The sequence below is a fragment of the Mediterraneibacter sp. 210702-DFI.5.30 genome (assembly GCF_020560115.1).
Lineage (GTDB): Bacteria > Bacillota > Clostridia > Lachnospirales > Lachnospiraceae > Mediterraneibacter > Mediterraneibacter faecis.
Window position 1 is genome coordinate 110,092 of record NZ_JAJCME010000005.1, and the last position, 26,716, is coordinate 136,807.

Annotated in this window: 19 protein-coding genes and 1 pseudogene; 6 read left to right on the forward strand and 14 right to left on the reverse strand. The window is 40.1% G+C overall.

Going from position 1 to position 26,716, the window contains the following annotated elements; all coding sequences use genetic code 11:
• Window positions 1-8: 8 nt before the first annotated feature.
• The 6 genes from LI126_RS07195 to LI126_RS07220 all read right to left on the reverse strand — a co-directional run bounded on the left by LI126_RS07195 (window position 9) and on the right by LI126_RS07220 (window position 8,041).
• Entirely contained in the window at window positions 9-767 is a 759-nt protein-coding gene (locus LI126_RS07195) for an SDR family NAD(P)-dependent oxidoreductase (protein WP_020436695.1), read from the reverse strand.
• An 89-nt stretch (window positions 768-856) separates the two neighbouring features.
• On the reverse strand, window positions 857-2,719 hold the full coding sequence (locus LI126_RS07200; RefSeq protein WP_227165107.1) for an amylosucrase: 1,863 nt from the start codon (window positions 2,717-2,719) through the stop codon (window positions 857-859).
• 16 nt (window positions 2,720-2,735) lie between these two features.
• Window positions 2,736-4,925 (reverse strand): alpha-galactosidase, encoded by a 2,190-nt coding sequence (locus LI126_RS07205; RefSeq protein ID WP_227165108.1) that lies wholly within the window; start codon window positions 4,923-4,925, stop codon window positions 2,736-2,738.
• An 82-nt stretch (window positions 4,926-5,007) separates the two neighbouring features.
• Window positions 5,008-5,853 carry a carbohydrate ABC transporter permease gene (locus LI126_RS07210; RefSeq protein ID WP_172790456.1) on the reverse strand — a complete coding sequence of 282 codons (846 nt, stop codon included), beginning with the start codon at window positions 5,851-5,853 and terminating at the stop codon, window positions 5,008-5,010.
• On the reverse strand, window positions 5,853-6,731 hold the full coding sequence (locus LI126_RS07215) for a carbohydrate ABC transporter permease (RefSeq protein WP_055171989.1): 879 nt from the start codon (window positions 6,729-6,731) through the stop codon (window positions 5,853-5,855). The genes LI126_RS07210 and LI126_RS07215 overlap by 1 nt, the downstream gene beginning before the upstream one ends.
• 17 nt (window positions 6,732-6,748) lie before the next feature.
• Window positions 6,749-8,041: an ABC transporter substrate-binding protein gene (locus LI126_RS07220; RefSeq protein WP_227165109.1), complete on the reverse strand. Its 1,293-nt coding sequence runs from the start codon at window positions 8,039-8,041 to the stop codon at window positions 6,749-6,751.
• Window positions 8,042-8,263: 222 nt separating this feature from the next.
• On the opposite strand from LI126_RS07220, the gene LI126_RS07225 reads away from it, so the two are divergent.
• Together LI126_RS07225 and LI126_RS07230 are read left to right on the forward strand one after the other, a co-directional pair.
• The gene (locus LI126_RS07225; protein ID WP_055161780.1) at window positions 8,264-9,112 is read left to right on the forward strand and encodes an AraC family transcriptional regulator; all 849 of its coding nucleotides are present in this window, start codon (window positions 8,264-8,266) and stop codon (window positions 9,110-9,112) included.
• Between the two features lie 74 nt (window positions 9,113-9,186).
• Window positions 9,187-11,262: a glycoside hydrolase family 2 TIM barrel-domain containing protein gene (locus tag LI126_RS07230; RefSeq protein WP_227165110.1), complete on the forward strand. Its 2,076-nt coding sequence runs from the start codon at window positions 9,187-9,189 to the stop codon at window positions 11,260-11,262.
• A gap of 67 nt (window positions 11,263-11,329) precedes the next feature.
• On the opposite strand, the gene LI126_RS07235 is transcribed toward LI126_RS07230, so the two are convergent.
• The 3 genes from LI126_RS07235 to LI126_RS07245 form a co-directional block, all read right to left on the reverse strand.
• Window positions 11,330-14,125, reverse strand: coding sequence for an alpha-L-rhamnosidase (locus tag LI126_RS07235; RefSeq protein ID WP_227165111.1), 2,796 nt, complete (start codon window positions 14,123-14,125; stop codon window positions 11,330-11,332).
• Window positions 14,126-14,190: 65 nt separating this feature from the next.
• On the reverse strand, window positions 14,191-15,540 hold the full coding sequence (locus LI126_RS07240) for an MFS transporter (RefSeq protein ID WP_055161786.1): 1,350 nt from the start codon (window positions 15,538-15,540) through the stop codon (window positions 14,191-14,193).
• Window positions 15,541-15,560: 20 nt separating this feature from the next.
• Entirely contained in the window at window positions 15,561-17,816 is a 2,256-nt protein-coding gene (locus LI126_RS07245; RefSeq protein WP_015529566.1) for a glycoside hydrolase family 3 C-terminal domain-containing protein, read from the reverse strand.
• 204 nt (window positions 17,817-18,020) lie between these two features.
• Here LI126_RS07245 and LI126_RS07250 point away from each other — a divergent pair, with 204 nt between their 5' ends.
• The gene (locus LI126_RS07250) at window positions 18,021-19,214 is read left to right on the forward strand and encodes a helix-turn-helix domain-containing protein (protein WP_117498133.1); all 1,194 of its coding nucleotides are present in this window, start codon (window positions 18,021-18,023) and stop codon (window positions 19,212-19,214) included.
• Window positions 19,215-19,245: 31 nt separating this feature from the next.
• On the opposite strand, the gene LI126_RS07255 is transcribed toward LI126_RS07250, so the two are convergent.
• Window positions 19,246-19,629, reverse strand: a complete 384-nt coding sequence (locus LI126_RS07255) for a hypothetical protein (protein WP_147322138.1) — start codon at window positions 19,627-19,629, stop codon at window positions 19,246-19,248.
• Between the two features lie 44 nt (window positions 19,630-19,673).
• Here LI126_RS07255 and LI126_RS07260 point away from each other — a divergent pair.
• Window positions 19,674-20,552 (forward strand): annotated as a pseudogene (locus LI126_RS07260) (transposase); the annotation flags it as partial.
• A 127-nt stretch (window positions 20,553-20,679) separates the two neighbouring features.
• Here LI126_RS07260 and LI126_RS07265 read toward each other — a convergent pair.
• Both LI126_RS07265 and LI126_RS07270 read right to left on the reverse strand, forming a co-directional pair.
• Window positions 20,680-21,351 (reverse strand): GDSL-type esterase/lipase family protein, encoded by a 672-nt coding sequence (locus LI126_RS07265; protein WP_015529565.1) that lies wholly within the window; start codon window positions 21,349-21,351, stop codon window positions 20,680-20,682.
• On the reverse strand, window positions 21,344-22,717 hold the full coding sequence (locus LI126_RS07270) for an MATE family efflux transporter (RefSeq protein ID WP_227165113.1): 1,374 nt from the start codon (window positions 22,715-22,717) through the stop codon (window positions 21,344-21,346). The genes LI126_RS07265 and LI126_RS07270 overlap by 8 nt, the downstream gene beginning before the upstream one ends.
• A gap of 128 nt (window positions 22,718-22,845) precedes the next feature.
• Between LI126_RS07270 and LI126_RS07275 the strand changes: the two genes are divergently transcribed.
• Entirely contained in the window at window positions 22,846-23,688 is an 843-nt protein-coding gene (locus LI126_RS07275; RefSeq protein ID WP_055166550.1) for a LysR family transcriptional regulator, read from the forward strand.
• A gap of 181 nt (window positions 23,689-23,869) precedes the next feature.
• Window positions 23,870-24,460 (forward strand): 50S ribosomal protein L25, encoded by a 591-nt coding sequence (locus LI126_RS07280; protein WP_020436903.1) that lies wholly within the window; start codon window positions 23,870-23,872, stop codon window positions 24,458-24,460.
• A gap of 41 nt (window positions 24,461-24,501) precedes the next feature.
• Here LI126_RS07280 and LI126_RS07285 read toward each other — a convergent pair whose 3' ends face one another.
• Window positions 24,502-25,368: a LysR family transcriptional regulator gene (locus LI126_RS07285; RefSeq protein WP_020436902.1), complete on the reverse strand. Its 867-nt coding sequence runs from the start codon at window positions 25,366-25,368 to the stop codon at window positions 24,502-24,504.
• A 108-nt stretch (window positions 25,369-25,476) separates the two neighbouring features.
• Window positions 25,477-26,712, reverse strand: a complete 1,236-nt coding sequence (locus tag LI126_RS07290; protein WP_117498135.1) for a Wadjet anti-phage system protein JetD domain-containing protein — start codon at window positions 26,710-26,712, stop codon at window positions 25,477-25,479.
• Window positions 26,713-26,716 lie beyond the last annotated feature (4 nt).

The following is a 26,716-nucleotide window of genomic DNA, read 5'->3' on the forward strand; positions in this document are numbered from 1 at the left end:
TATTTTCCTTACAGCATAGCTCCGAAATCTGTTACGATTGCCTGTCCTGTAATTGCCTTTGATTCATCGCTTGCAAAGAACAGGATTACATTTGCTACATCTTCTGCTGTACAAGATGGTGTTCTAAGATTACTGTGTGTTGACATTGCACCGATCATATCCGGGTCAAGTGCTGCCGGATTTGTTCCTGATGTCATTGGTGTAATGATATTTCCCGGGCAGATTGCATTACAACGGATTCCTGTTGCCTGGAAACGAAGTGCTGTATGCTTTGTCACTCCTACGATTGCTGCTTTAGATGCTACATAAGCAGCTCCGCCACATCCTTTCACTCCAGCGATAGAAGCAACATTTACGATAGATGCTCCTGCCTGCATCTTCTGTGATGCAGCACGCATGCAACGCATAGTTCCTTTTTCGTTCGTCTCTACGATACGATCAAGATCTTCGTCTGAGAATCGATCGATTGGTTTCAGTCCTTCCTCAAGAATTCCTGCATTATTCACAAGAATGTCTACCTTGCCATATTTCTCGATCACGAGATCCATCAGTCGCTCCGGATCTCCCTTCTTTGAGATATCTGTTGAAACAGCGAAAACTTCTCCTCCTGCTGCCTTAATCTCTTCTGCTACTTTCTCCAGTGCAGCCTCTCTTCTCGCTGTGATAACAACAGTTGCGCCCTCTTTGGCGAACATCTTTGCTGTTGCTTCTCCAACTCCTGAGTTACCACCTGTAATAATAGCTACTTTACCTTTCAAACGATCCATTTCAGAGATCCTCCTTTGTTGTTATAGGTAAAATTATACAATTCTTCTTTCAGTATTTCAATCTATTTATCTATATTTTACATTTTGTTTTATGCTTTATATTTCATCCAAACAAATTCATAGCCTTTCAAAACTGGATCTTTCACTTCTACAATTTCACCATTCACCAGATTTCTGAAAATGCCTTCTTCCTGCATCCACGCAGTCTGTTCACTTTCGCTGAAATTAAACAGTGCAATAAATCGTTCTCCCTTATACTCTCTAAGGATTCCTAAAATACTGTCATTGTGAACATCATATGTATATACTTCTGCTTCCTGGGAAAAGACATTTTCCTGTCTTCGGATCTGTTCCAATCGGTTCAACATCTGGAACAATTGTCCCTGTACAGTAGAAAGATCTTTTCTCTTATCCGCGAGTTCCCACAGGAATGCTCCTCTGTGGAGATAACGTGAATCAGATGCTTTTTCAGCATCATCTTTATAACTATAATCATTTACCTGTCCTAACTCATCACCACTGTAAAGCATCGGAATTCCCGACTGTGTCAACATGTAAGCGTGGAGCATGAGATCTTCTTGAATTGCCGTCTGCATTTTTTCTGCATTTCCTTCAAATCCCGCTGCTTCAATTCCGCACATGGATGCTGTTGTTCCACAAAATCGTGCATCTTGAGTTACAGGATCATCGTTATATAATTCCCCGCGACTGACACTTCCTTCTATCTTTCCTGTAAAATAATCATTGAGGTAACGCTTGTGGGAAGGCTCTTCCATTCCCCATTGCTTCATGGTATCAAAATCAAGTCCCCAACCGATATCATCATGACAACGAAGATAATTTAAAAATGTATATTGCTTCGGCAGACGGCTAACTATATCCATCTGTTTCTTCAAAAGCCGGATGTCTCTTGTCGCAATACTATTCCAGGTCGTCGCCATTGTTGTCACATTATAGAGCATATGACATTCCGGTTTTTCAACTGTACCAAAGTACGGCACCACCTTTTCCGGCTCCATAACCACTTCGCCAAGAAGTATCACGCTCGGACAGACAATTTCTGCAATCATACGCATCATTCTGACAATCGTATGTACTTCTTTCAGATTCCTGCAGCTTGTTCCTAACTCTTTCCAGATGTAAGGAACTGCATCGATACGGATAATATCCATTCCCTGATTCGCAAGAAAAAGAAAGTTATACATCATTTCATTAAATACTCTTGGATTACGGTAATTTAAATCCCACTGATATGGATAAAACGTCGTAAGCACATAATGCCCGATTTCCGGAAGCCATGTGAAATTTCCCGGTGCAGTTGTAGGAAATACCTGTGGAACAGTTTTTTCGTATCTCGCCGGAATATCACCGTTATCATAGAAGAAATAACGGCTCATGTATTCTCCTTCGCCTGCTCGTGCACGTTTTGCCCACTCATGTTCCTCAGAAGTATGATTCATCACGAAATCCATGCATACATTCATACCATTTTCATGACATTTTTCTGTCAATCTGGCAAGATCTTTCATTGTACCGAGATCTGGTCTTACTTTCCGAAAATCTGCCACGGCATATCCACCGTCTGATTTTCCTCTCGGAGTATCCAGAAAAGGCATAAGATGAAGACAATTTACATTACACTCTTTCAGATAAGTTAACTTTTTTTCTACACCTTTCAGATTACCGGCAAAGTTGTCAATGTACAACATCATGCCAAGCATTTCTTTTTCCTTAAACCAGTCAGGATTCTTTTCTTTCTTAATATCTCTTTTTTTCAACTCTGTGCTACGCTTCAAGTAGTAATCATGCATCTGCTCACAAAGTTCTGCATACATTGCATCATTTCCATACAACTCCATGTAAAGCCAGCGTAATTCATCCTGATGTTTTTCCATACGCTGTGCAAAGATTTTTTCTGTATTATTCACATTCTTCACCATTTTCTGTTCCATCGTCAACCAATTTATTTTACTCTTTCACAAAACAATACTGATATGCCTGATATTCGCCCGACTCTATCGGAAGCGGCATGCCGCCATACATAAGTGCAGCTCCGGTGTATCTTTTTCCACTCTTTTTTTCTCGATATACAGCTGTTTCTTCAAGCCCTTGAAGTTTTACATAATTTACTGTCATATTTCCATGAATCACCTGCATAACTATATTTAAAAGAACTTTACTTTGTTCTTTCTCATCTGTATGCACAAACTCCCATGCACAGATTTCTTCTGTTGTCGGATTTGAGAGACGATAGTACAATCCGTTCTGAATGATCGGCGCATAGCTCTTATATTCTGCGATTTGCTCTCTGATCTCCTGCTTTTCTTCTTCAGAAAGTTTCATAAGATTCAGCTCATACCCAAAAGTTCCGGACATTGCAACAACACCTCTTGTATGAAGTGGGGTCTTTCTTCCCGTCTGATGATTCGGCACTGCTGACACGTGAGAACCTACTACCGATACCGGATAACCAAAGGATGTTCCATACTGAATCCGTAATCTGTCAATTGCATCCGTATTATCACTACACCAGATTTGCGGAGTGTAATACATCATACCGGCATCAAATCTTCCACCTCCACCGCTACAGCCTTCAATCAGCAGATTCGGATATCTCTGCACAAGACGTTCCAGAAAATCATAAAGCCCCAATACATAATCATGCAACACTCTTCCCTGATCTCTTGTTACAGAAGAATAAACATCCATCAGGCTTCGGTTCATATCCCATTTTACATATTCGATATTCCCCTGATCCAACACCTTGCAAATCTGATCATAAATTTCGTCTACAACTTCTTTTCTTGAAAAATCCAATACAAGCTGATTTCTGCTTCTGACCGGATTTCTACCCGGAACCGTCAATGCCCAGTCCGGGTGTTTCCGATAAAGATCACTGTCTTCTGAAACCATTTCCGGCTCGATCCAGATACCAAACTTCACACCCAGATCATTAATTCTCTTGATCAGATTTCCAAGTGTGCCACCAAGTTTCTTCTCATTCACAAACCAGTCACCCAGTCCGCTATTATCATCATCACGTTTTCCAAACCAGCCGTCATCCATAACAAGCATGTCAATATTGACTTCCTTCGCCGCTTTGGCAAGCTCATAGATTGTATCTCCGGTAAAATCGAAATAAGCTGCTTCCCAGCTATTGATCAAGATTGGACGAATTTCTTCTTTATATTTGCCTCTGCAGATATGTTGTCTGATACAATGATGCAGATTCTGAGACAAACGATTCATTCCTTCTGAGGAATAGGATAAAATCACTTCCGGAGCCTGGAACATTTCTCCTGTTTCCAACGGATAGCGAAAAGCTTCTTCCTGAAGTCCCAGCATCATTCTTGTCTGGTTTAACTGATCTTTCAACACTTCTCCCTGGAAACATCCACTGTATACAAAGGACATTGCATAACAATTTCCTTTGTCTTCTGTCGTTTCTTTTTCTGCAAGGATCATCATCGGATTGTACTGATGACTGGAGGTTCCTCTGACACTTCCGATTTTCTGTGTTCCATGCACAACCGGAACTCTCTGAACATTTCGCTCCATCGCATGTCTACCATAAAATGTTAGAAGCTCATAATCTCCGTAAAGAAAATCCAGACTTGCTGACTCAATTTTGTTTAAATAAATTTTGCCACTGCTTTCATTTTTCACACTTACACTTCTTGTAATAATATCCTGTGCGGAAAGCACTCCATAAAGAAGCACCACCTTAACTCCCGTCACCGGATCTTCCATTAAGATTTCCAGTGTCTGTGCTTCCTCATCACTTGCATAAACTGCCGGAAGTCCTTCCAGATTATATTTTCCATCAAAGATTTTATGACTCTTGTAACGAAGGTCACAACTCATACTTCCATCTGCATTTTCTACTGCAAATGCTGTACTTCTGAAATCTCCGTTCCCGTAACAAGGAAATTCCTGTGGAAGTGTATCCATTGAATACGTACGATCTTCTCCTGCATCATATGGATTTCCCGAAAATCCCCTGTCATAATATGTCAGAAGATAGTCCATACATCCATCGGTTTTCTTCCCGTAATATAGATGTAACAAAAATCCATAGCGATCCACCTGCATCTGATATGTCGTATTTTTTGTCTGTAAAGTAAATGTTCTGTCTTTCTCGCAATATATAATTCCCATATCTAAATACTCCTGTTTTCCATTTTAGCGAAGCAAGATCTGCATTACTGTCTGTTCTCGCTTCGCTATCTTTTACTTTTTATTATTTCACTGCTCCATTAACAACTCCGTTGAGGATATGCTTCTGACAGATCAGATAGAAGATCAGAATCGGAAGCAGTGCCAACAGATAGGAGGCAAATGCCAGATTATAATTTGTTCCAAACTGTGTCTGGAAGTTCAGCTGCGCCAGCGGAAGTGTATTTCCGCTTCCTGAACCGGACATGATAACGAGTGGTGTCATAACATCGTTCCATGTACCAAGTGCTGTCAGAACTGCAACTGTCGCATGCATTGGTTTCATGATTGGGAAAACAATCTTCCAATATGTTTTCCATGTACTCGCACCATCCACACAGGCTGCTTCTTCCAATGCAATCGGGATATTTGTCAAATATCCTGAATAAAGCAATACATTCATAGGCATATAAAATACAACGTACAGAATAATAACTCCTGCTCTGTTTGCCAGTCCCATCTGCGCCGTCTGTTTTACAACAGGCATCATCAGAATTGCAAAAGGAACAAACATTCCGCTGACAACATAGAAATAAATAAATTTGTAAAATTTACTCTTCTTATTTCTTCCGATTGCATACCCCAACAGTGAATGAATCAGAATTGAAAGGACAACTGTTACAAGTGTAATAAATACACTGTTTCCAAGAGAATGCCAGAAATCTGTCACTCTCATTGCCTCAGCAAAATTATCAAGGCTCAAATGACTTGGCAAGGAAAGGATTCCACTGATACTATTCGTCATCTCAGAAGGCTTCTTCAGTGCAATTACGATTGTCATATACAGTGGAAAAGCAACCGTAATCAGACCAAGTAAAAGTAAAATCGTTACAGGCCAGTTTACCCGTTCTTTTATTTTCATTTTTTCCATTACAGCTGTTCCTCCTTTTTCCCTGTGATTGTCATCTGCAATACAGAAATTACAACAATAACGATAAAGAATATCACTGCGTTCGCACTCTGGAATCCAAACTGACCGCCGCTCATACCATTGTTATAGATCAGATAAGAGATGGATTCTGTACTCTGTGCCGGACCTCCTTTGGTCAACGCCATGATCTGATCAAATACCATCAGAAAGTTTTTCACGCAGAGTACCATATTTATGCTAAAGAATGGAATAATGAGAGGGAATGTCAGATGTCTGAACTTATTCCATCCTGTTGCACCGTCAATCGCTCCTGCTTCGTAAACATCCTCCGGAACTGTCTGCAGTCCTGAAATATAAATAATTGTATTCATCGCAATCGACTGCCATGCACACACGATTACAACTGCGATCCATGCCAGTTTTGTACTAGACAGCATACTGGAAGAAAGGGTCTTGCTTCCAAGCATTTCTCCGAAAGCCGGAAGAATGTATGTAAAAAAGTAATTGAAAATGTATCCTACAACCAACGCTCCGAGAACATTTGGAATAAAGTAGGCACCACGAAACGCACTCTTGAATTTAATCTTACTATTCAGTCCGAGTGCAAGGATCAAACTGATTACATTTGTCACAATCGTAGCTACAATTGCAAGTTTAAATGTAAACAGATAAGAACCTCCGACTCTGCTGTCTGTAAAAAGATCCTGATAATTTCTAAGTCCTACCCAGTCAAAGCTTCCATAACCTTTGAAATTCGTAAAACTGTAAATCACACCTTTGATCAGTGGCAATGTATTAAAACAGAAAAACAGTGCCACGATCGGAATTGTTATCAGAAGAAAGGTCATTTTTCTTCCACTCATTGATTTCTTTCCCATGCTTGAATTCCCCTTCCTTAATCTTCGTCCGCATGCTCTTTCTCGTAATCTTCCACTTTGCGGATGATATCACGGTTATATCTCTTCCAGTCTGTATCAAACTTTGTTAAGAATGCATCCACATCCCCTTTCATAAGAAATGTCTGGATCTGTGCATCTACTGACATCTCTGAAGGATAGTAATGATCCTGGTAATCTGCCATTCTTCCTTCTTCTATGAAAGATTTCACTCCATCAAGTGTTGGAGCAAGTTCAAAATCTCCTTCCTTACAAGGAACCGCTTTCTGTTCATCCAGATAACTCTGTACATTTTCATCTTTCAAAAGGAAATTAAGCACTTCATACGCTGCCTCTTTGTTCTCGCAATCTTTCATAACACTGAACTGAAGATCCACACCAGAGTTCAGCTTGTTCTCTGATGCATCATTATTAGCCGGCATTACAAAGGAATCGATATCCATATCTGGATTTACTGTCTGAATCTGTGGGATTGCATAACTTCCGATCGTGTACATTGCAGATTCTCCGTTTGCAAATGCTGTACAAGCTCCATTGTAATCATAAGCGAAAGGATCTTTCGGTCCATATGCAAGCAGTGCCTTTGTCTTTTCTGCTACTTCTCTATATTCATTTGAAAATGTTGTCTCTCCTTTGTTCACCTGGCTGCAGACATCTGCCGGTGCAAGATCAACGGCGATCGCATTCCACGGTGCAAGACAAGTCCATGTATCTTTAAATCCAAAATACAATGGTTGGATTCCTTCACTCTGGATCTGTTCACAGAGGGCTATAAATTCATCCCAGGTTTCCGGAATTTCCCAGCCATGCTCCTCAAACATTGCTCTGTTATACAGAACTCCTGCTGCATTTGCCACATATGGAACGGCATACACACCGTCCTCAGGTACAAATTCCAACGCTTTATCTATATCCAGATAAGCCTGTTTTATAGAATCCAGACCTTCATAATCTGAAATATCCATAAGCATATCAGAATCAATAAAGTTAGAGAAATTGACATCTCCACCGATTCCGATAATATCTGGAGCGTCTTCTCTGATAAAACGTGTTTTAAGTACTGTCATTGCATCATTTGGAGATTCGATCGTCAAATGAATATCATCATGAGTTGCATTGAATTCTTCTTCAATCTTTTCAAAGGTTTTCACTGCCTCCGGTTTATACTGTACAAGCTCGATTTCTATCTTTCCGCTATTTTCACTCTTCTGTCCGCAACCTCCGAGTACCATTGCCGAAGTCATACAAAGCATCAATCCCATGCAAATGATTCGATTGCTCTTCTTATACATTTCCTTACTCCTTCCTTTTACCATACACCTTTCATTTTGACACATTCCGGAATATTTCTGTCCTTTTATTCAGGTTATCTATTTGATAATCAAATTCTAACATATCTTTATGCCACTATAAATATCAGAGTTTTTTTAGTTTTATAGCAAAATGCAATTTTTTCATTCATATATTGAAGTCATCTAGCATTTTGATATATAATGCTATCAGAGGTGATTTATATGAGCGACTTACTTTTTTCTGTATTTCCAAATGAAAATTTTGTTGATCTAGGATTATATCAATATGGATGGGAACAATGTGCACCGGCTCACTCGTTCGGTCCTGCAGCAAGAAATCATTACATTTTCCATTATGTAATTTCCGGAACAGGAACATTACTTGCAGATGATGAAAACGGAAACACCATCACTTGGCAGGTAAAAAGTGGACAAGGCTTCATGCTTTTTCCGGGACAGGTCAATACTTATATTGCTGATTCTAAGCTTCCGTGGGAATATACGTGGGTAGAATTCGACGGTCTTCGGGCCCGCGAGATTGTCACAACCGCAGGTCTGAGCCTGAATCACCCCGTTTATCATGCAAGTTCAAAGGAACTTCGCAACCAGATGATGGAAGAAATGCTTTATCTGAGCCGTCATCCCGAAGAATCTCCGTTTCATCTAATTGGACATCTCTATTTATTTTTAGATTATTTCATGCGTTCTGCTGCGACAGTTCATGTGAAGCAAAACGGAAGTATCCGGGATTTTTATATTAAAGAAGCTCTTTCGTACATTGAACAGAATTTTCAGAATGATATTTCTGTAGAAGATATTTCCGCATTCTGCGGATTGAATCGAAGTTATTTCGGAAAGATTTTTCACGATACGATTGGACGTTCTCCACAGGAATTCCTGATCAGTTATCGTATGACTAAGGCTGCAGAGCTTTTGAAGATCACTTCACTGTCAATTGCAGATATTGGGAATGCTGTAGGGTATCCGAATCAGCTCCATTTTTCACGTGCATTCAAAAATGTCTATGGGATGTCACCAAGAAATTGGAGAAATGAAAACAAATTAGATTAGAGCCAAAATGTTTTGACCATCTTTGTATTCATAAGAAATTTCATCCACAACTACATTGATCTGCAAAACTGTTTTTGCCGGAACTTCTGCCTCGGAAAGAATTCTGTAAAAACACCTTTTTTGGTTATACGAAAGAGATTGAATATGATGCATCCGGCAATCCTGTCTACGCTTCTCTTCATACAGAAATTGAACTGCAAAACAAAACTCTGAAAAATAAGATTGCCCTGGTGGAAGTATTTCTCACAAAAAATGGAAGTGATGAAGTCATTCTCAGCCGTAAACAGAAAATGCAGGTTAATCCGAATACCATAGATACAGCCTATGTGAATCTCACACTCGAGACTCCTTTGCTTTGGGATGTAGATACTCCAAATCTCTACAAACTTCATGCCAGAGTTACCGATCTTGGTGTGTTCAAGACCCACTTTGTTCCATCTGATTTCAACACAACAGATGAAACTTCCGTTCTCTTCGGAGTCAAAACTGTGACAGCAGATATAAGACATGGTCTGCGTGTTAATGGAAAGAGTGTGAAATTAAAAGGTGGATGTCTCCATCATGACAACGGTATGTTGGGCGCTGTCTCTCTTTATGACGCAGAATACCGTAAGATTTCTATGTTAAAGAAGATTGGATTCAACGCAATCCGCACAACACATAATCCTCCGTCAGCTGCGCTTATGGAAGTCTGCGACCGCCTTGGAATGTATGTGTATGATGAAGCATTTGATGCCTGGGGAATCATGAAACAGCCTGGAGATTACAATCAGTTTTTCGACTCTGACTGGCAGAAAGACCTGACTCGCTTTATGAAACGTGACCGTAATCATCCTTCCATTGTCATCTGGTCCACTGGAAATGAAATTCCAGAACGCGGCGGTATGAACAATGGTTACACACTTGCTACCCGTCTTGCAGAAGCAGCACACCGTCTCGATCCGAGCCGTCCGATTTCCAATGCAATCTGTTCTTATTGGAGTGGACTTGATGATGAACTGAATGAAGAGAATTTCCAAAAAATCCTGGCAGAAATTTCCGGAGAAGCCGCTTCGGTTCAAAATGCTGATACTGGAAAAAATGATACCAGTTGGGAAGAATATTCAGAAGCCTTTACAAACGGACTGGACATTGTTGGATATAACTACATGGAAGACAAATACCCATTAGATCATGAGATGTTCCCAGAGCGTGTCATTCTCGGATCAGAGAATTATCCAAAAGAAATCGGCATGCGCTGGCCTATGGTGGAAGCAACTCCCTATGTAATTGGAGATTTTACATGGACTGCTTATGATTATATCGGTGAAGCCGGAATCGGAAAATCTGTCTTCTTAGATCCGGATGATCCTTTATTGAAAATGGGACCATTTGCTCTGATGTCACACAGTTCCGCGTTCCCATGGAGACTTGCCAATGACGCAGATGTAGATATCAATGGTGGATTATTACCGCAGGGAGCATATCGCAGTATTGTATGGGGAAGCGACAAGACTTATTTATACTCCTATGATCCTTCTGTCTTTGGTAAAACTGAACTGATCAGCAGTTGGGGATTCACTGACGTTACCAAGAACTGGAATTGGAAAGATGCAGATCATAAACCAGTTCAGGTTGCCGTCTTCTCAAACGGAGATGAAGTGGAGCTGATTCAGAATGGAACTTCCATTGGGAAACTCACTGCCGGAACACGACTCGCAGCAGACCTTCCAAAGAGTTTTCTCTTTGATCTGACTTATCTTCAGGGAACCTTAGAGGCTGTCAGCTACAAAGACGGAAAAGAACTCTCCCGTGATACGCTGACTACTGCTGCTTCTGCAAAGACAATCCGTCTGATTCCGGAGAAAACTGAACTGTCTGCAAACGGCCATGCACTTGCTTATATCCGGATTGAAATCGTAGATGAGAATGGCGTTGTCGTTCCTGATGCAGCAATCAAACTGCACGCAGATGTAAAAGGTGCCGGTAAACAGGCTGCGTTTGGTTCTGCCAATCCGATTACGGATGAGAATTACACTGCAGGAGACTTTACTTCTTATCGCGGAGTTGCAACGGCGATTGTTCAGAGCGGATATGAGGCTGGGCTGTGTACTCTGACAGTATCCGGTGAGGGATTTGAGGAAAAATCCGTAGAATTAAAGATAAAATAAAATCAAGTACAAACAGACACTATAAGAGCACACAGATACTTTCCGTGTGCTCTTCCTTCATTTATAATCAAAACTGCCCCAATGCCGCATTCAGCATCTTCTCCTGCTCTTCTTCCATCTCTCCTGCAAACATCTTTGCCACATCTCTCAAGGACATGTCATATACGATATCCGGAATTGTATCCACATCCATCATAGAACCAAGGAAACTTCTCGTCTTCGGATTGCTCAAGATCTCCTCCATCGTGGAATCCACACTGTAAGTTTTCTTTAATGGCACTACTGCTTCATAGGTCACTTCATAGTTTCCGGCTTCTACAAGGCAGACTCCATCTTTCACATTTGCAAACAATGGATTCTCTTTCTCTTCATATACACTGTCCGGTGCATACGGCAGACTGATTTCCGCTTCGCATCCGAAAGGTACAAAAAAACGCAACTGTATTTTATTTCCATCCAGTATCTTCCAACTGCTCTGATAGGTTCCACAGGCAGAATCATAGGAAGCATCTACATAACCTAATTCCGCATTTATCTTTGGATAAATCTTCATCTTTCTTCCACCCGGATTCTGTTCTGTTACATCAATACCTGCTGCATGTCTGTAAACCCATTCCAGCACTGCTCCGTAAGAATAATGGTTCAGGCTGTTCATTCCTGTACTTGAGACATGTCCGCTCTCATCCAATGAGTTCCATCTCTCCCACACAGTTGTTGCACCCAGTTTCACCTCATAGAGCCATCCTGGGAATTCCTCATTCAAAAGCAGTTGGTAAGCAATGTCTGACATTCCATTCTCTGTTAGAATATTACACAGAAGTGGTGTGCCTATAAATCCGGTATTCAGCTTGTACTTATTCTGACGGAACAGTGTTTTCAGCATCTTGGCTGTCATTGTTTCATTTTCTGACAGGTGATATTTTAATGCAAGAGTAAGACCTGTCTGTGTCTTGATTGCGCATCTTCCGGTTGCTGTAAAGTATTCGTCCTTCACTACCTTCCACTGCTGATCGGCAATTTCCTGATATTCCTTCTGCAACTCAGATTTTCCTAATACTCCTGCTGCTTTCGCAACAATCTGCGCACTGGCTGCATAATAGACGTCTGCAATATAAGCTTCGTCTGTCGCACCATATACATTTCCTTCTTTTGCTCCCGGACGGTCGAGTGCCAGCCAGTCACCGTAATGGAATGAGTTTCTCCATCCGTGATGCTCGCCATCCACCTTTCTGATATAATCCACCCATGCTTTCATGCTGTCAATCTGCTGTTCCAGTATGGTCTTATCTCCACTGAACAAATAGACATTCCACGGAATGATACATGCTGCATCTCCCCATGCACAAGATGTCTTACTCGGACCAAATGTTGGTACAACTTCCGGTACCATACCATCTGTCAACAGCTGTTCCTGATACATGTCATATAAAAATTTTCTGTAAAACGCATAAGTATCCGCAAGATAACTTGCTGTTGCAGAGAATACCTGTGTATCTCCCGTCCATCCCATTCGTTCATCTCTCTGTGGACAGTCCGTCGGGACATCCAGGAAGTTTCCTCTCATTCCCCACTCTACATTGGAAATCAACTGGTTCACAAGCTCATGTCCTGTCTCTAAGCGTCCTGTTTTCTCATAGTCACTGCAAAGAACAAGCGCTGTAAAATCATCACAGGACAGATTTGTAACGCCACTCACTTTCACATATCTGTAACCATAATAAGTAAAATGCGGAACGATTTCTTTTTCTGTTCCATCGGAAATATAATGATATTCTGACTTTGCAGTTCTCAGGTTTCCATTATAGAAGTTCCCATCCTGAAGCACTTCGCCTGTCTGAATCAGGATTTCAGTTCCTACTGGTTCCTTTACATGGAACTTGAAAATTCCCGTAATCTCCTGTCCGAGATCAAATACTTGTTCTCCTGCCGGCGTATGAATCAGCTCAATTGGTTTCATTTCTTTATGAACCATTACAGGAAGAGATAAGCGTTCCATCAGTCTGCCCTTTGGCTCCTCTGCAAGAAGCGCTGCTGATTCTGGAACATCCGGTAAAGTATCATCTCTCTTCTCCCCATCATAGATATTTGAAAAAGAAATCTTACTTTCCGTTACTTTCCAGGATTCATCTGTCCCAATTACTTCTTTGGATCCATCCACATAATCGACATGAACTTCTGCGATCAACTTCCATGCATCCCCAAAGAAACATTTCTTCTCCGGCTGACTGAAACCAAATCTTCCCTTGTACCATCCGTCTCCGAGAAGAACAGAAAGTTCTCCCCCTGCTTTCATCTGCTCTGTCACATCATAGGTCTGGTACTGGATCCACTGATCATAATTGTTGCAGTATGGAGCCAGATATTCCTTTCCGATTTTTTCTGGTTTTCCGATCTTATTCGAGGTAAAATATGTCTCGTACAGTCCCAGACCACAGATATAGAGTCTTGCCCGCTCGACCTCTTTTTCCGTAGAAACCAACTTGGAAAAGATTGGATGTCTTCCTTCTTTCCAACTACAGGTAATCCACTTTCCGGTCCATGCTTCGTCCTGCTTTGCAGTCTCAAAAAACTGTACATCAGATCCTACTACTTCTCCCTGATCTGTCGTCACGATAACTTTCCAGTAATATCTCGTATACGGTGCTGTCTGAAAATTCACTTTTGTTCCACAGCTGTCAAGTTCTGCTTCCTTTGTATCAAAGAGGATTTCTGAAAAGTCTTTCTCTTTACTAATCAGAATTCTTGCATTTTTCTGCTTCTTTCCTTCACATTCTTTCACTTTCCAGGAAAATACAATCTGTTCCATATAAAATCCAACCGGATTGGTGATATGATTTGTCTTTGCTGCGTAAATCTTACCCATAACGTTCTCCTTATACTACATTACCGGCCATTCCCATACAAATGACCGGTATCCATGAATCTATTTTATTCTGCTTTGTCTGCGGAATGTCGTTCCTGCAGAATTCTTGTCTGCTCTGCCAGTTTTTCACTTGTCAGAGGATATGCTTTTGCAAAAATACCAATTCCAACCACGTTGATGATTGCCGGAAGGATAATCAGACAGAAAATGATTACATTGATTACACTCTGTGTCTGTACTTCAGCTGCTGCATTGAATCCTGCCATCTGAAGCATATATCCCGGAATTGCTCCGCCGATTCCCATTGCACATTTGGAAATAAAGCTGGAAAGAGAGGCTACTGCGCCTTCTGCACGAATTCCCATTTTCACTTCAATATAGTCTGTATTGTCTGCCTGGATTCCATAATTCAACGGTGCTGCGAATCCACTTCCGATTCCTGTGATCAATGATGAAATAATAAGAATCGGAATACTCTTTACATTAATCAGACGGATCAGAGGAATCAGACCTGCAATTGCAAGACCAATCGCATACATCTTTTTCTTTCCATATTTCGCAATGAATTTTGTCACGACCATGGTTGCCGGAAAGATTGTAACACACATTACTAATGACAAAATTGCTGCCCAGCTTAAGTCTCCTAATATATAAGTATAAAAATATGTGTTAACTGCACTGACAATATTGGTTCCAATTGTATAAAGCAATACAACGAGGAATGTAATATATACCGGTTTCTGCGCTAAAATCTGGAATAACTGTTTAATCGTATAACTCTTTTCTTTTTGTGGTTTGATACGCTCTTTTACTCCAAGCGTTCCGATAATCGAACAGAAAAAAATCACTGCAACTGTAATGATGATCAGTTTAATATATCCATCTTTATTGGATGTATCTCCGAGGATCAACGGTGCAGCAACTCCAACAACCAGCGCACCTACCACATAAGCAAGGCCTTTTACCGAACTAAGAGAGTTTCTTTCGTTCATATCCTCTGTCATAACCGGAAGAAGACTGTTCAGGGAAATATCCATAACCGGGAACAAAACTCCAAGTAAAATGTAGGAAACATAAGCAATCGCCAGTTTTCCGGATGGAGCCATCATCGGTCCAAACCACAACATCAGGAAGTTTGCACTGCAAAGAATGGTTCCTACAATTAATGTCGGACGGAAATGTCCAAATTTCGTGTTCGGACAGTGATCGACCACGAATCCAACCAGAGGATCATTTAATCCATCCAGGATTCTTGCAATCAGGAACAATGTGGCACATGCCGCCGGACTTAATCCACAGATATTCGTATAGAAGATCAGCAGATATCCGTTGATGATCGTCATAATCGGTATGTTACCAAAGTTTACGGTTGCATAGGCCAGTTTTTCTTTGAATTTGATTTTGTCTTTGCCCATCTTTCGTTCTCCTCTCCCTTTTAACACAACTCATTCAATTTATGAATAATTTCTTCTATCATCTCTCCACTTACACCTGCAATAGATAATGATTTTAGCGGCAATCCTTCCAAAATTGCCTGAATCATCTGCTGATCCGCCTCACTGATCTCTTCTCCATTCTCTCCCGTCTGCTGCAGTGGTGCAAGTAATTCCATTGTCGCAGCGGCTGTTCTGGAATCTGCAAGAAGTTCTCCAATCGTTGTAGCACCTGTCACCTGGAATGGAAGTAGCTTCTTTGTCGTAAACTGAATCTCACAGCTTACCCGGATATCATCGCTTGCATGCCCTACCAGAAGTTCATAAGTTCCCGAAGGTGCGTACCAGTCTTTGATTTCTTCACTGTAGAAGGACAGATCTCTTGCACTGATTTTCATCTGTGCTTTCTTCGTCTCTCCCGGCTGAAGGAAAAGCTTTGTGAATCCTTTCAGTTCTTTTACCGGTCGGTTTACGGTTCCATTCTTGTCTGCTACATATAACTGTACCACTTCTTTTCCTGCACATGCGCCAACATTTGTAACATCTACTTCTACTATAATCTCATTCTCATCATCCAGTTCTTTCGATGATACTGTCAAATGATCGTACTTAAATTCTGTATAGGACAATCCGTGTCCAAATGCCCAGCGTACCGGCTGTTTCTTTGCCTCATAATAACGGTATCCGACGTAGACTCCTTCGGTATAATCCACTGTCTTTCCATCTCCGCCAAAGGAGAGATAACTTGGATTATCCTCTAAGCGAAGCGGGAACGTCTCTGCAAGTCTTCCACTTGGATTGGCCTGACCGTAAAGTAATCGGTCACACGCTTCTCCGACACCCTGACCTCCAAGATACATCTCCAGGATTGCTGCTGTCTGCTCAGCCCATGGAGTCTCAACCGGACTTCCGTTGTGAAGCACCACAACAAGATTCGGCTGTACCTTAGCCACCTCTTCGATCAGATGATTCTGACACGCCGGAAGCTTCATATCTTTCCGGTCATAACTCTCGGACTCGAATGCATCTGGCAGACCTGCGAAAACAACTGCAATGTCTGCTTCTTTTGCAGCCTGAACGGCCTTCTCTACTTCCTGTGCCTCGATCTCATCCCGCTCACTGGAAAAGCCTTTCACATAAGTTACATTCCTGTTCTTTTCCTGTGCTGCTTCTAATGCGGACACTACTTTACTTGAATTGATATGGCTTGATCCACCGCCCTGATAACGCGGCTTTTCTGCAAATTCACCGATGTAAACAATCTTCTGTTCTTCCTTCATTGGAAGGACGCCGTTATTTTCCAAAAGAACTGCACATTCTGTCTCAATCTCTACGGATTTTTCATGATCTTTGTCTCTGTCAAAGACTGCTTCCGAATGTCTGTGATCCACATAAGAAAAGATTACTTTCAGCATTCGCTCCACCGCACGATTGAGCACTTTCTCGTCCAGTTCTCCACTCTTGACCGCTTCCACAATCTTCTTATCATTATACCCACCAGTTGATGGCATTTCCAGATCTACTCCGGCTTTCAATCCTTTGACTCTGTCGTTGACTGCGCCCCAGTCTGTCACAACATAGCCTTCAAATCCCCATTCGTCTCGCAGGATTTTCGTCAGCAGATCTTCATTCTCGGAAGCAAACACTCCGTTGATCTTATTATAACTACACATTACTGTTTTCGGTTGAGCTTCTTTCACAGCTTCCTCAAATGCCGGAAGATAAATCTCACGAAATGCACGTTCAGATACTTCTGAAGAAACACACATTCTTTTGTACTCCTGGTTGTTCACTGCGAAATGCTTGATACTCGTTCCTACATCCCAGCTCTGCACGCCATTGATGTAAGCTGCTGCCATCTTTCCTGTAAGATAAGGATCTTCCGAAAAATATTCAAAGTTTCTTCCACACAGCGGACTTCTCTTGATATTTACTGCCGGTCCAAGCAGCATGCTCAAGTCCTCTGCCTGACATTCTTCTCCCAGGATTTCTCCCATCTGACGGATCAGATCTACATCAAAGCTGCTCGCTGTTGCACAGGCTGCCGGAAAACAAACTGCTTCCACACTCTCATTCAATCCAAGGTGGTCTGCTTCCCCTTCCTGCTTCCGCATTCCGTGAGGACCATCAGACATCATCACGCTTGGAATTCCGAGCCGTTCCACAGCCTTTGTATTCCAGAAATCTGCCCCAGAACACATCCCGGCTTTTTCTTCCAGTGTCATGGACGCTACCAACTTCTTCAAGTCACGTTCCATTGCTTTTCCTCCATTCCTTTTTCTGATGAGTCCATGTTAGCAAACTTCAAGTCTTATTTCTGTTATAATTTCTTGTTTTCTATTATATTTTCATGTTCTATTTTTATTTTCATTAATTTATGATAGAAATTCGCATTTTTTAATATATAATAGTGGAGAGAAATTTGAAAGTTAATAACATGAAAGAATTGGGAGGGACTACATTTGAGCAATTACGCATATCTGAACTATATGGAAGACTTATTTTTAAATACTGCATCACTCTATTCCTGGCACCTGACACCGGAATACGATTTTTCCTACAGCAATCATCCGGATTCCGCTCCTTTAAAGAATATTTTTTCTTTAAGTTCCTGCAATACATATATGAAGCAGCACTTTCAGTCCTCCATGGAACCAGTCTTCTTATTCGATGACTTTTTCTTTCTATGGGCGGCCGTTCCTGCCTATACGGAACAGAAAAAACTCGTCAATATTCATCTGCTTGGACCTGTCTTCAGTTCCTACACTTCTGACAGTTATATAAAAGAAAAAATGGACATCCAAAATATGTCCGTAAAATCAAAAACAGAGCTGCTCAGCCTGATTGACCAGATTCCGGTTCTTCCAACCGCTTTTCTGAGTCACTATGTCTGTCAGCTCTACTATACACTGAATGATGCACTAATTACAGTGAATGATATTAAATTACAGGAAAATCCAATGTCACAGAGCAAAGAGAAGGAAGAGGATTTCACTGCTTCCGAACATTCCCCTTACTACTATGAAACACTCCTTTCCCAAAGTGTACAGGATGGAATTCCTTTTTCTGATTTTTCAAACCAGATCTCTTCCGCACAGGTCGGTACCATGTGTCCGGGAGATCCTCTGCGCCAGAAGAAAGATGAGGGAATCGGTCTTGTCACGATCTTCACACGTGCTGCCATTCAGGGGGGAATTTCATTTGAGAAAGCTTACACCTGCAGCGATTACTATATCCAGTCAATTGAAGCTGCAAGCAACATTACAGAAGTCATACAGCTGATCGAGACGATGTATTTTGATATCACCAATCAGGTACATGAAGCCACACTCTCTGCGATTAAAAATCCAATGATTCGTGAATGTATCACTTATTTGGACACACATTATAGAGAGAAGATCAACCTGGAAGAACTTGCCAATACACTCGGATATACAAAATATTACCTCTCCACCTGCTTTAAAAAGGAAACCGGTGTTTCTATCTCTGAATACATCATGGAAAAACGGATTGCGTATGCAAAATTAATGCTCAAAAATCCTTCGATCGATATGCAGGAGATCAGTGATGAACTGTGTTTTGCCAATCCGAGCCATTTTTCCGCTGTATTCAAAAAAATGACTGGATTGACACCAACACAGTATCGGAATGAATAAGATTTTAATCCATATTAAATCTGATATATTTTCACCGTACTATAAATCCTAATCGGTGCCTGTTTTCCTTATTCGCTCCACGTTCCCGTTCCAGCGTAGTTGCCACTTCAATTCGGATGTCATTCTCTCCATCCTGTACTGCCTCCGTAATATCATATAAAAACGGTGTCAGGATCTGGATTCCCTGACTTGTTCCATTTACAAAGAACTCTACATCCTCTCCAGCTTCCGGGATGAATAAAATATATCTTCTGTCCTGGTCTTTTGACAGCTCCATCTGATTTCTGTAGGCAATGAACCCCGAGAATTTCTTCTCTTTCTTTCCATAATCCTCAAATTTTGTGATTGGCTGGAAATTGGAGAACTTCGGATAATCAATCGAACGACAGGTTCCGATCTCCCAGTTCTTCTTCACTGGAATCTTCTCTTTTTCCACCCCATACATCATTTCAAACAAGGATTCCAAACCAACAATTCGTAGGAAAACCTTACAAAATCCTACATATCAGTATTGATTCCCTTACAACCGCTGTTTCTAAAATAAAAGAAGCAGAAGAGTTGTATTCTTTGGAAAGTCGCATTTTCCTCGAATCCACGGGAATTTATCATTACCCACTCTTCTGCTATCTTCATGATAAGGGTTTTAACTGCTCGGTTATTAATCCTATCATCACTAAGACTTCTCTTACATTATTGGAGACTTATACCTCTCCATCAGCTTTTCTTAAAACAGACAAGCAAGAGATTATTGATATCATCAAATCAACAGCTCACTTTGGACTTACATATGCTCAAAATAAGTATAATGCCATAATTCAGGCGGCAACTGATGCAAATCAGTTTGGTTACATCATAGACAGCAACATCAAGCGTATTCGCCTTTATATCAGCTTCATACGTAAATATGATGAAGAAATCAACAACATTCTTGAATCGCTCCATGAGCTTGTTGATGCTAATGAAGATGCCGACTTTGTCAAGCAGATTCATTTGATTGAAACATTTAAAGGTGCTGGCTTCTTGTCTGCTGTATCCATCATGGGTGAGATCGGTGACTTTTCAGCATTTTCAAAGCCAAAACAACTTTTCGCTTATTTCGGTCTTGATCCAGCCGTAAAGCAATCCGGTAAATTTGAAGGCACCAAGGTTCAAATGTCTAAGCGTGGTTCCGCCATCGCCAGACGTGTGATTCACACGTTAACTCTACAAAGCATCAGTATCTCCCATAATGGAGAAGCTAAAAATCCAGTTCTTCGTGAGTACTACCTCAAGAAGTGTGACTCTAAACCAAAACTCGTAGCAATGGGAGCTGTTTCACATAAGGTATGCAATATGATGCAGCAGATGGGCTATCGGCGTTGTAATCTGGCAGTGTGTGATTGCCTGGGTTGCCGCATGGATCGTACATGTGATTGGAATTGTAATTTAAAAGCCACTAAACTCCGTCCCCAACCGGCTCTCCAACTTACAGATACTGCTTAAGATTCTCTAAAACACACCTATACGCATTTGCATACATATGTACACCTTCTATCGTATACTCCTCTTTTAAATTTCCATTTACATCTGTCAATCCAGTATTCACATCAATATATGTATAGCCAAATTTATCGGCCAGTTTTTTAACTTCTTCATTAGCTATCGGTATATTTGTATTATTCCGATTTTTAAACATCGTTCTGCCCAATTCCCCCTCTGGCAACGGATCATCCTCTTTAACAGGATAATATGCCATCATATACACCTGTGTTTCCGGCAATTTTTCTTTAATTTGCACCAGAATCTTCTCATAATTTATTATGGTATGTGTAAGTGCTTCCTCAAAAGAAATCGACGGATCACTAATATCATTTGTTCCAATATTAATAAAAATCTTAGACGGCTCTGTACCAAACACCTGAACATCCATATTTTCTAACATATCATCTGTTGTGAACCCGCCAACTCCGCGGTTGTAAATAATATAATCCATTTTCTCAGTCATTAACAATTCATTTATCGGAAATTGTTCCATCAATGATGATCCTGTAAAAAGGATTTGTCCCTTTACAACCGTTTCATTTAAAATACGATATTTGTCAATTTTATCTTTCTGCTCCTTCTTAAAAAAACCTTGAATCACATCTAACTCACTCATGCTTCTCCTCCTTCATTCTTTTCAACTCTGGCATTACAATTGCCAGCATTGTAATAAAACACAAACTTCCTCCAATTACATTTGATATCGGTTCTGCTAAAAACACACCTCTTGTTCCCATGTGAAATGTATATGGAAACAAATATGTTAATGGCACAACTATAAATACTTTTCTAAGTAATGAAAAGAAGATTGCCTGTTTCTTTTTATTTAATGATTTAAATACCGTCTGTCCAATATATTGCAGATCCATAAATATAAATGCTGCAAAATACAGCTTCAATGCTCCTACTGCATCTACCAGTAATTCTTTATCTGAACTGAAAATTCCGATTAAAAATTCCGGTGCAAAAATAATCACACTCCACATGATTGCCATATAAATAAGAATCATGCAAGTCATTACTCTAATTGCTTTTCTAACACGTTTTGGACGCTGTGCTCCATAATTGTAGCTTAAAATTGGAGAGGTTCCTTCATTCATAGCATAAATCGGTGTCTCTACTATCTGCCGGATGCTTGATACAATTGTCATCACTGATATATAAACATCGCCTCCGATACCTGACAGCACACTGTTGCAACATATTGTTACTACACTATTTGTCAGCTGCATAATAAATCCTGCACTACCAAGACTCACGATATTTTTTGCATCTGCTCCACATACTTTCCATTCTGCCTTGGAGAGCATTCGAACTTTTATCTCCGATTTCTTTCTTAAAAAATAAAATACATATGCTGCTGATAAAGTCTGTGAAATAATCGTTGCAATTGCAGCTCCTTTTATTCCTAAATGCAATCCAAATATAAATAATGGATCTAAAATTAAATTGGCAACTGCTCCGATTGTTACAGACAGCATGCCTGATGTAGCATAACCTTGTGCATTAATAAAAGGATTCATTCCTGTTGCAATCATGGATGGTACTGTTCCTATCAGATAAATCATCATATATGGATACGCATAAGATAACCCTTCCTCTGATGCACCAAATAATACCAGTATCGGACTTGCAAACATCATGCCGATTACCGTCAATACCACTCCACAAATGCACATCATTGAAAATGATGTATTCATAATTGTTTCAGCTTTTTTTGTATTTCCTTTTCCTCTATTAATGGAAAATAAAGGGGCGCCGCCACTTCCGAACAAGTTACTGAATGCTGTGATAATCACAATAATTGGAAAACATAAGCCCACAGCTCCAAGTGCTGTTGTTCCGACTTCCGGAATTCTGGCAATGTAAATTCGATCCACGATATTATACAAAAGACTCAATATCTGTGCCACCAGCATCGGTAATGCCGCGCCTAAAATATTTCCTGTAATTGTTCCGTGTTCAAAATCAATTCGTTTCATACTCTCATTCCTTTTTTGCTTTCTTTCCTTGACTCCAAGTATAACACGAATTAAAATATATAAAAAATATTGTTTTTATATAATAATACAATAATATTTATATATCTTTTTCAATAGGAGAAAATTATATGGAGATTAAACAATTAGAATACTTTCGTACAATTGTAGACGAGGGAAATGTCAGTGCTGCCGCCAGAGCTCTGCACATGACACAACCACCATTAAGCTACCAGATGAAAATGCTGGAAGAAGAATTACAAGTACAGCTTTTTATCAGAGGTACAAAAAGAATTACTCTAACCGAAGCCGGTAAAGTGCTCTATGCAAGAGCCACCAGTCTGCTTACTATGACGGATATCACCAAACGTGAAGTAATTAAGGCAAGCCAGTCTGCTACTCTCCATATTGGTCTGACACCTTCCAGTGTTTCCATTATGTCTGATTACTTAGTTCGATTTGCTTCAAAATATTCTGATATTCACTTTGATATACATGAAGGTTCTACATTTGCTTTAAAAAATGAATTAGAAAATGGTCTGGTAGATATTACAACACTTAGAACACCGATTGTATTAAATGAATGCAACACCTGCGTTTTATTACAGGAGAATTTAGTAGCAATGGCAATCCCTGGCTTTTTTGATATTGAATATACAAATATTTCATTAAAAGAACTCTCACAAAAATCCTTGATACTTTCTCATCGCTATCGCAAATATATTATATCTGCTTTTGAAGATAATGGATTAACTTGTGACATATACTGCGAATGTGAAGATGCCAGAACCGCCATAACTTTGGCCGAACATGGTTTAGGGGTTGCCATCCTCCCTTCTTCCATGAGAGAACTCAACCCCTGTCTTTATGCTTATTCTATTAAGGATACGAACCTCTCAACAGAAATTCTCCTTGCCTGGAGAGATGAGCGAATTCCGATTGAGGTAGAAAAATTTTTATCTGAATTAAAATAACTTACAATTTTCCGTCATTAAGTTTTAAAATATCTTTCACATTTTTTTCACAGTTTTCCATGTTTTTCTCTTGACACGCGGTGCTATAATCTGTAACAAGGAAATAGAACTTAACAAAACCTACTTATAGAAAAAAGTTGAAGGCTGCTAAGCGTGTTTCAGTATTTGGAGGAAAAGATAAATGAATACTTTAAAAGCTGAAAAAAGAAACATGACAACAAAAGCCAAAAAACTTAGACGCGAAGGATTTGTAACCGGTAATCTGTTCGGTCGCGAAATAACAGAGTCTATTCCTTTACAGATGGACAAACGTGCTGTTGACCAGCTTCTAAAAGACGAAGGAAAAGGTGGTCAGGTGATGTTGGAAGTCAACGGACAGACTTATGATGCACTTATCAAAGAGGTCGATTATAACCCATTGAAAGGTTATGTCGACGAAATTGATTTTCAAGCATTAGTAAGTAACGAAAAAGTTCACTCTACTGCTGAAGTACATCTGATTAATCTTGAGAAACTTGCCGCCGGTGTTCCACAGCAGATGCTACATGAGATTTCATTCAAGGCACTTCCTGCTGCACTGGTAGAAAAAGTTGAAGTTGATGTCGGAGAGTTAAAGGTCGGCGATACGATTCGTGTATGCGACCTGCCAATTGCTCAGGACAAAGACGTCGATCTGATGACTGATGCTGAAGCTACTGTAGTTACAATTACAGAGGTTCACGTATCTGCTGCCGATGCTGCTGAGGAAGCAGATGAGGAAGTTGCTGAATAGAATAAATACAGGATTTAAGCGCAGGGTAATTTATCCTGTGCTTAATATTTCTTTAAATAATTAATGACCTTCTCCGTCATTGCATTTTGATATTTCCCTTTTCTCCAGATTACTCCTATTCTCTGTTCAATCGATGGAAATACCTGGATTCCAACAAGATCCGGATGGTCTTCCAGCATTGAGCGATATAAAAATGAACCTATTCTTTCTGACTTAATCATATTAATTAATGTTGTCACTTGACTGGTATTTAAAATGACATGTGGATTTACACCGGCTGCTTTAAATTGTCTAGTCAGTGTCATAACCTGAACAGAATCTGTATTAAACAAAATCAATGGTTCTTCTGCCAACATTGTTAGAAGCATCGTACTTTGATTTGCAAGAGGATGATCTTTTGAAACACAAAATAACAAATCCTCTGTATCAATTACATGCAGATTACATTTATCAATTGCTGTCTGCTCTGCATTCACAATCGCCAGATCCAATTTCTCATCCAGCACAAGCTCGCATGCTTTGATTGAACCATACTCATATAATCGGAAATCCACTTCCGGAAATTCTTCTCGCAATGAAAGATACATATCAGGCAAATAAATTGTTCCAAGCATCGGCGGAATTCCGATTCTGATAGGAGTCACTTGTTTTCTTAATTCATAAAATTCAGAAGTAACCGCATCTGCATGGGCAAGCAACTCTTCTGCACTTTTATAAAATTTTTCTCCTTCTGGTGTTAATGTCAATTTATTATTGTGTCTATAGAATAAATTGACTCCAAATTCTTCTTCCAACGATTTAATTGCATTTGACACCGATGGCTGAGTTACAAATAACTCTTTCGCTGTTTTTGTAATATTATGATATCTTGCTGCCACACAAAAGTATTCCAACTGAGTCAATTTCATCGTGATAGTTATGATTTTGAAGAAAGTAGTTATGGGGAATTCGAAGTTGCTGCCGCTTTTCATAAGAGTGTGTATAATATGATGACTGTAGATGAAATCGAGACGTTTTTATATTAACATTTCCTGCTCGATCTCCATCTTATTTTCCAATATGCACTGTTTCAGCGTTTCCAATTTACCGGCATTTAATGCCTCTAACTTTTTCTGCTTTCCGCTGCTTAGCTTAATTCCTTTTCCATTTTCCAACGCTGCCTTATAAGAGGGAGCGTCCATCCTCCATGGAATCAGATTTGGGAAAATATTTTTCTCATTGTATAAAAAGATCTGTATTCCGCCGTAATCCATATCTCCCCAATGATAGCATTGGATTTCATTCGGTGCTGTCTTCATTAACATTTGTAAAAAGCGAATTTCTTTTGGCGAAAAGTAACCATGACAAAAGATATATAAAACTTTTGGATCGTATTCCATACTTTCGTAATTCGCTTTATTCTCAATCACAATGATTTTTTCAACACCTTTTTGTAAAGTTGGAATGGCATGCTCTAATGTCTGTGCATTAAGTACTGTTCCATAATGATTCGAAGAAGTATCAATTTTCTCCTCACTCGCTGTGCCATTTCGATCTGTCAGGCAATACTCCACAGCACCTTTCCATTCTAATGTCTGAGAATAACTCAATATTCCATGTGCTGCCAGTATCTCATCATCTGACATGCCCTCGTCATATTGCGGAGAGTATTTCAAAGCTTCAATAACTGCACCTTGATAAATGCGTTCGAAAACTTTAGATGGTGTGATATCATTTTTCTTTTCAAATACTTTAGAGCTGAACACACGCTTCCATTCCGGTTCTTTCAGATCAGCTAAAGCTTTCAGGCATTTAAGAAATTCTTCATCCTCCGCTTTGGATAACTCTTTCGTATTTCCTTTATTCAGCTGTTCTAACACATGATCACAATAAGCGCTTAGACAGCTTTCGGATACATCCACCTGCATTTTGCATATTCTTGAAATTGCCTGTAACTGACGCTCTCTTGAATCCATGATTCCAATCAGCTCACACAATCTTGGAATCACTTCTACCCGATAATCAATCCTCGTAATATCTGTATTCATTTCTCTCCAGTCAAAATGCAGATATTCTTTTCCGCCTAATGCTGGAATTCGTTCCAAAACTTTTGCCTGTCTGACCAGTTCCTCTCTGCCACCTACTGTTTTCAAAAGATTCCCATCCACCTTTGGATGTTTCATTCCTGAGAGATTTCCTATGCGATAGTCCTTTGTATTCGTCTTATCGATCAGCCATTTTGCCAACGGCAGATTCTTTTTATTCAATTCCATACTC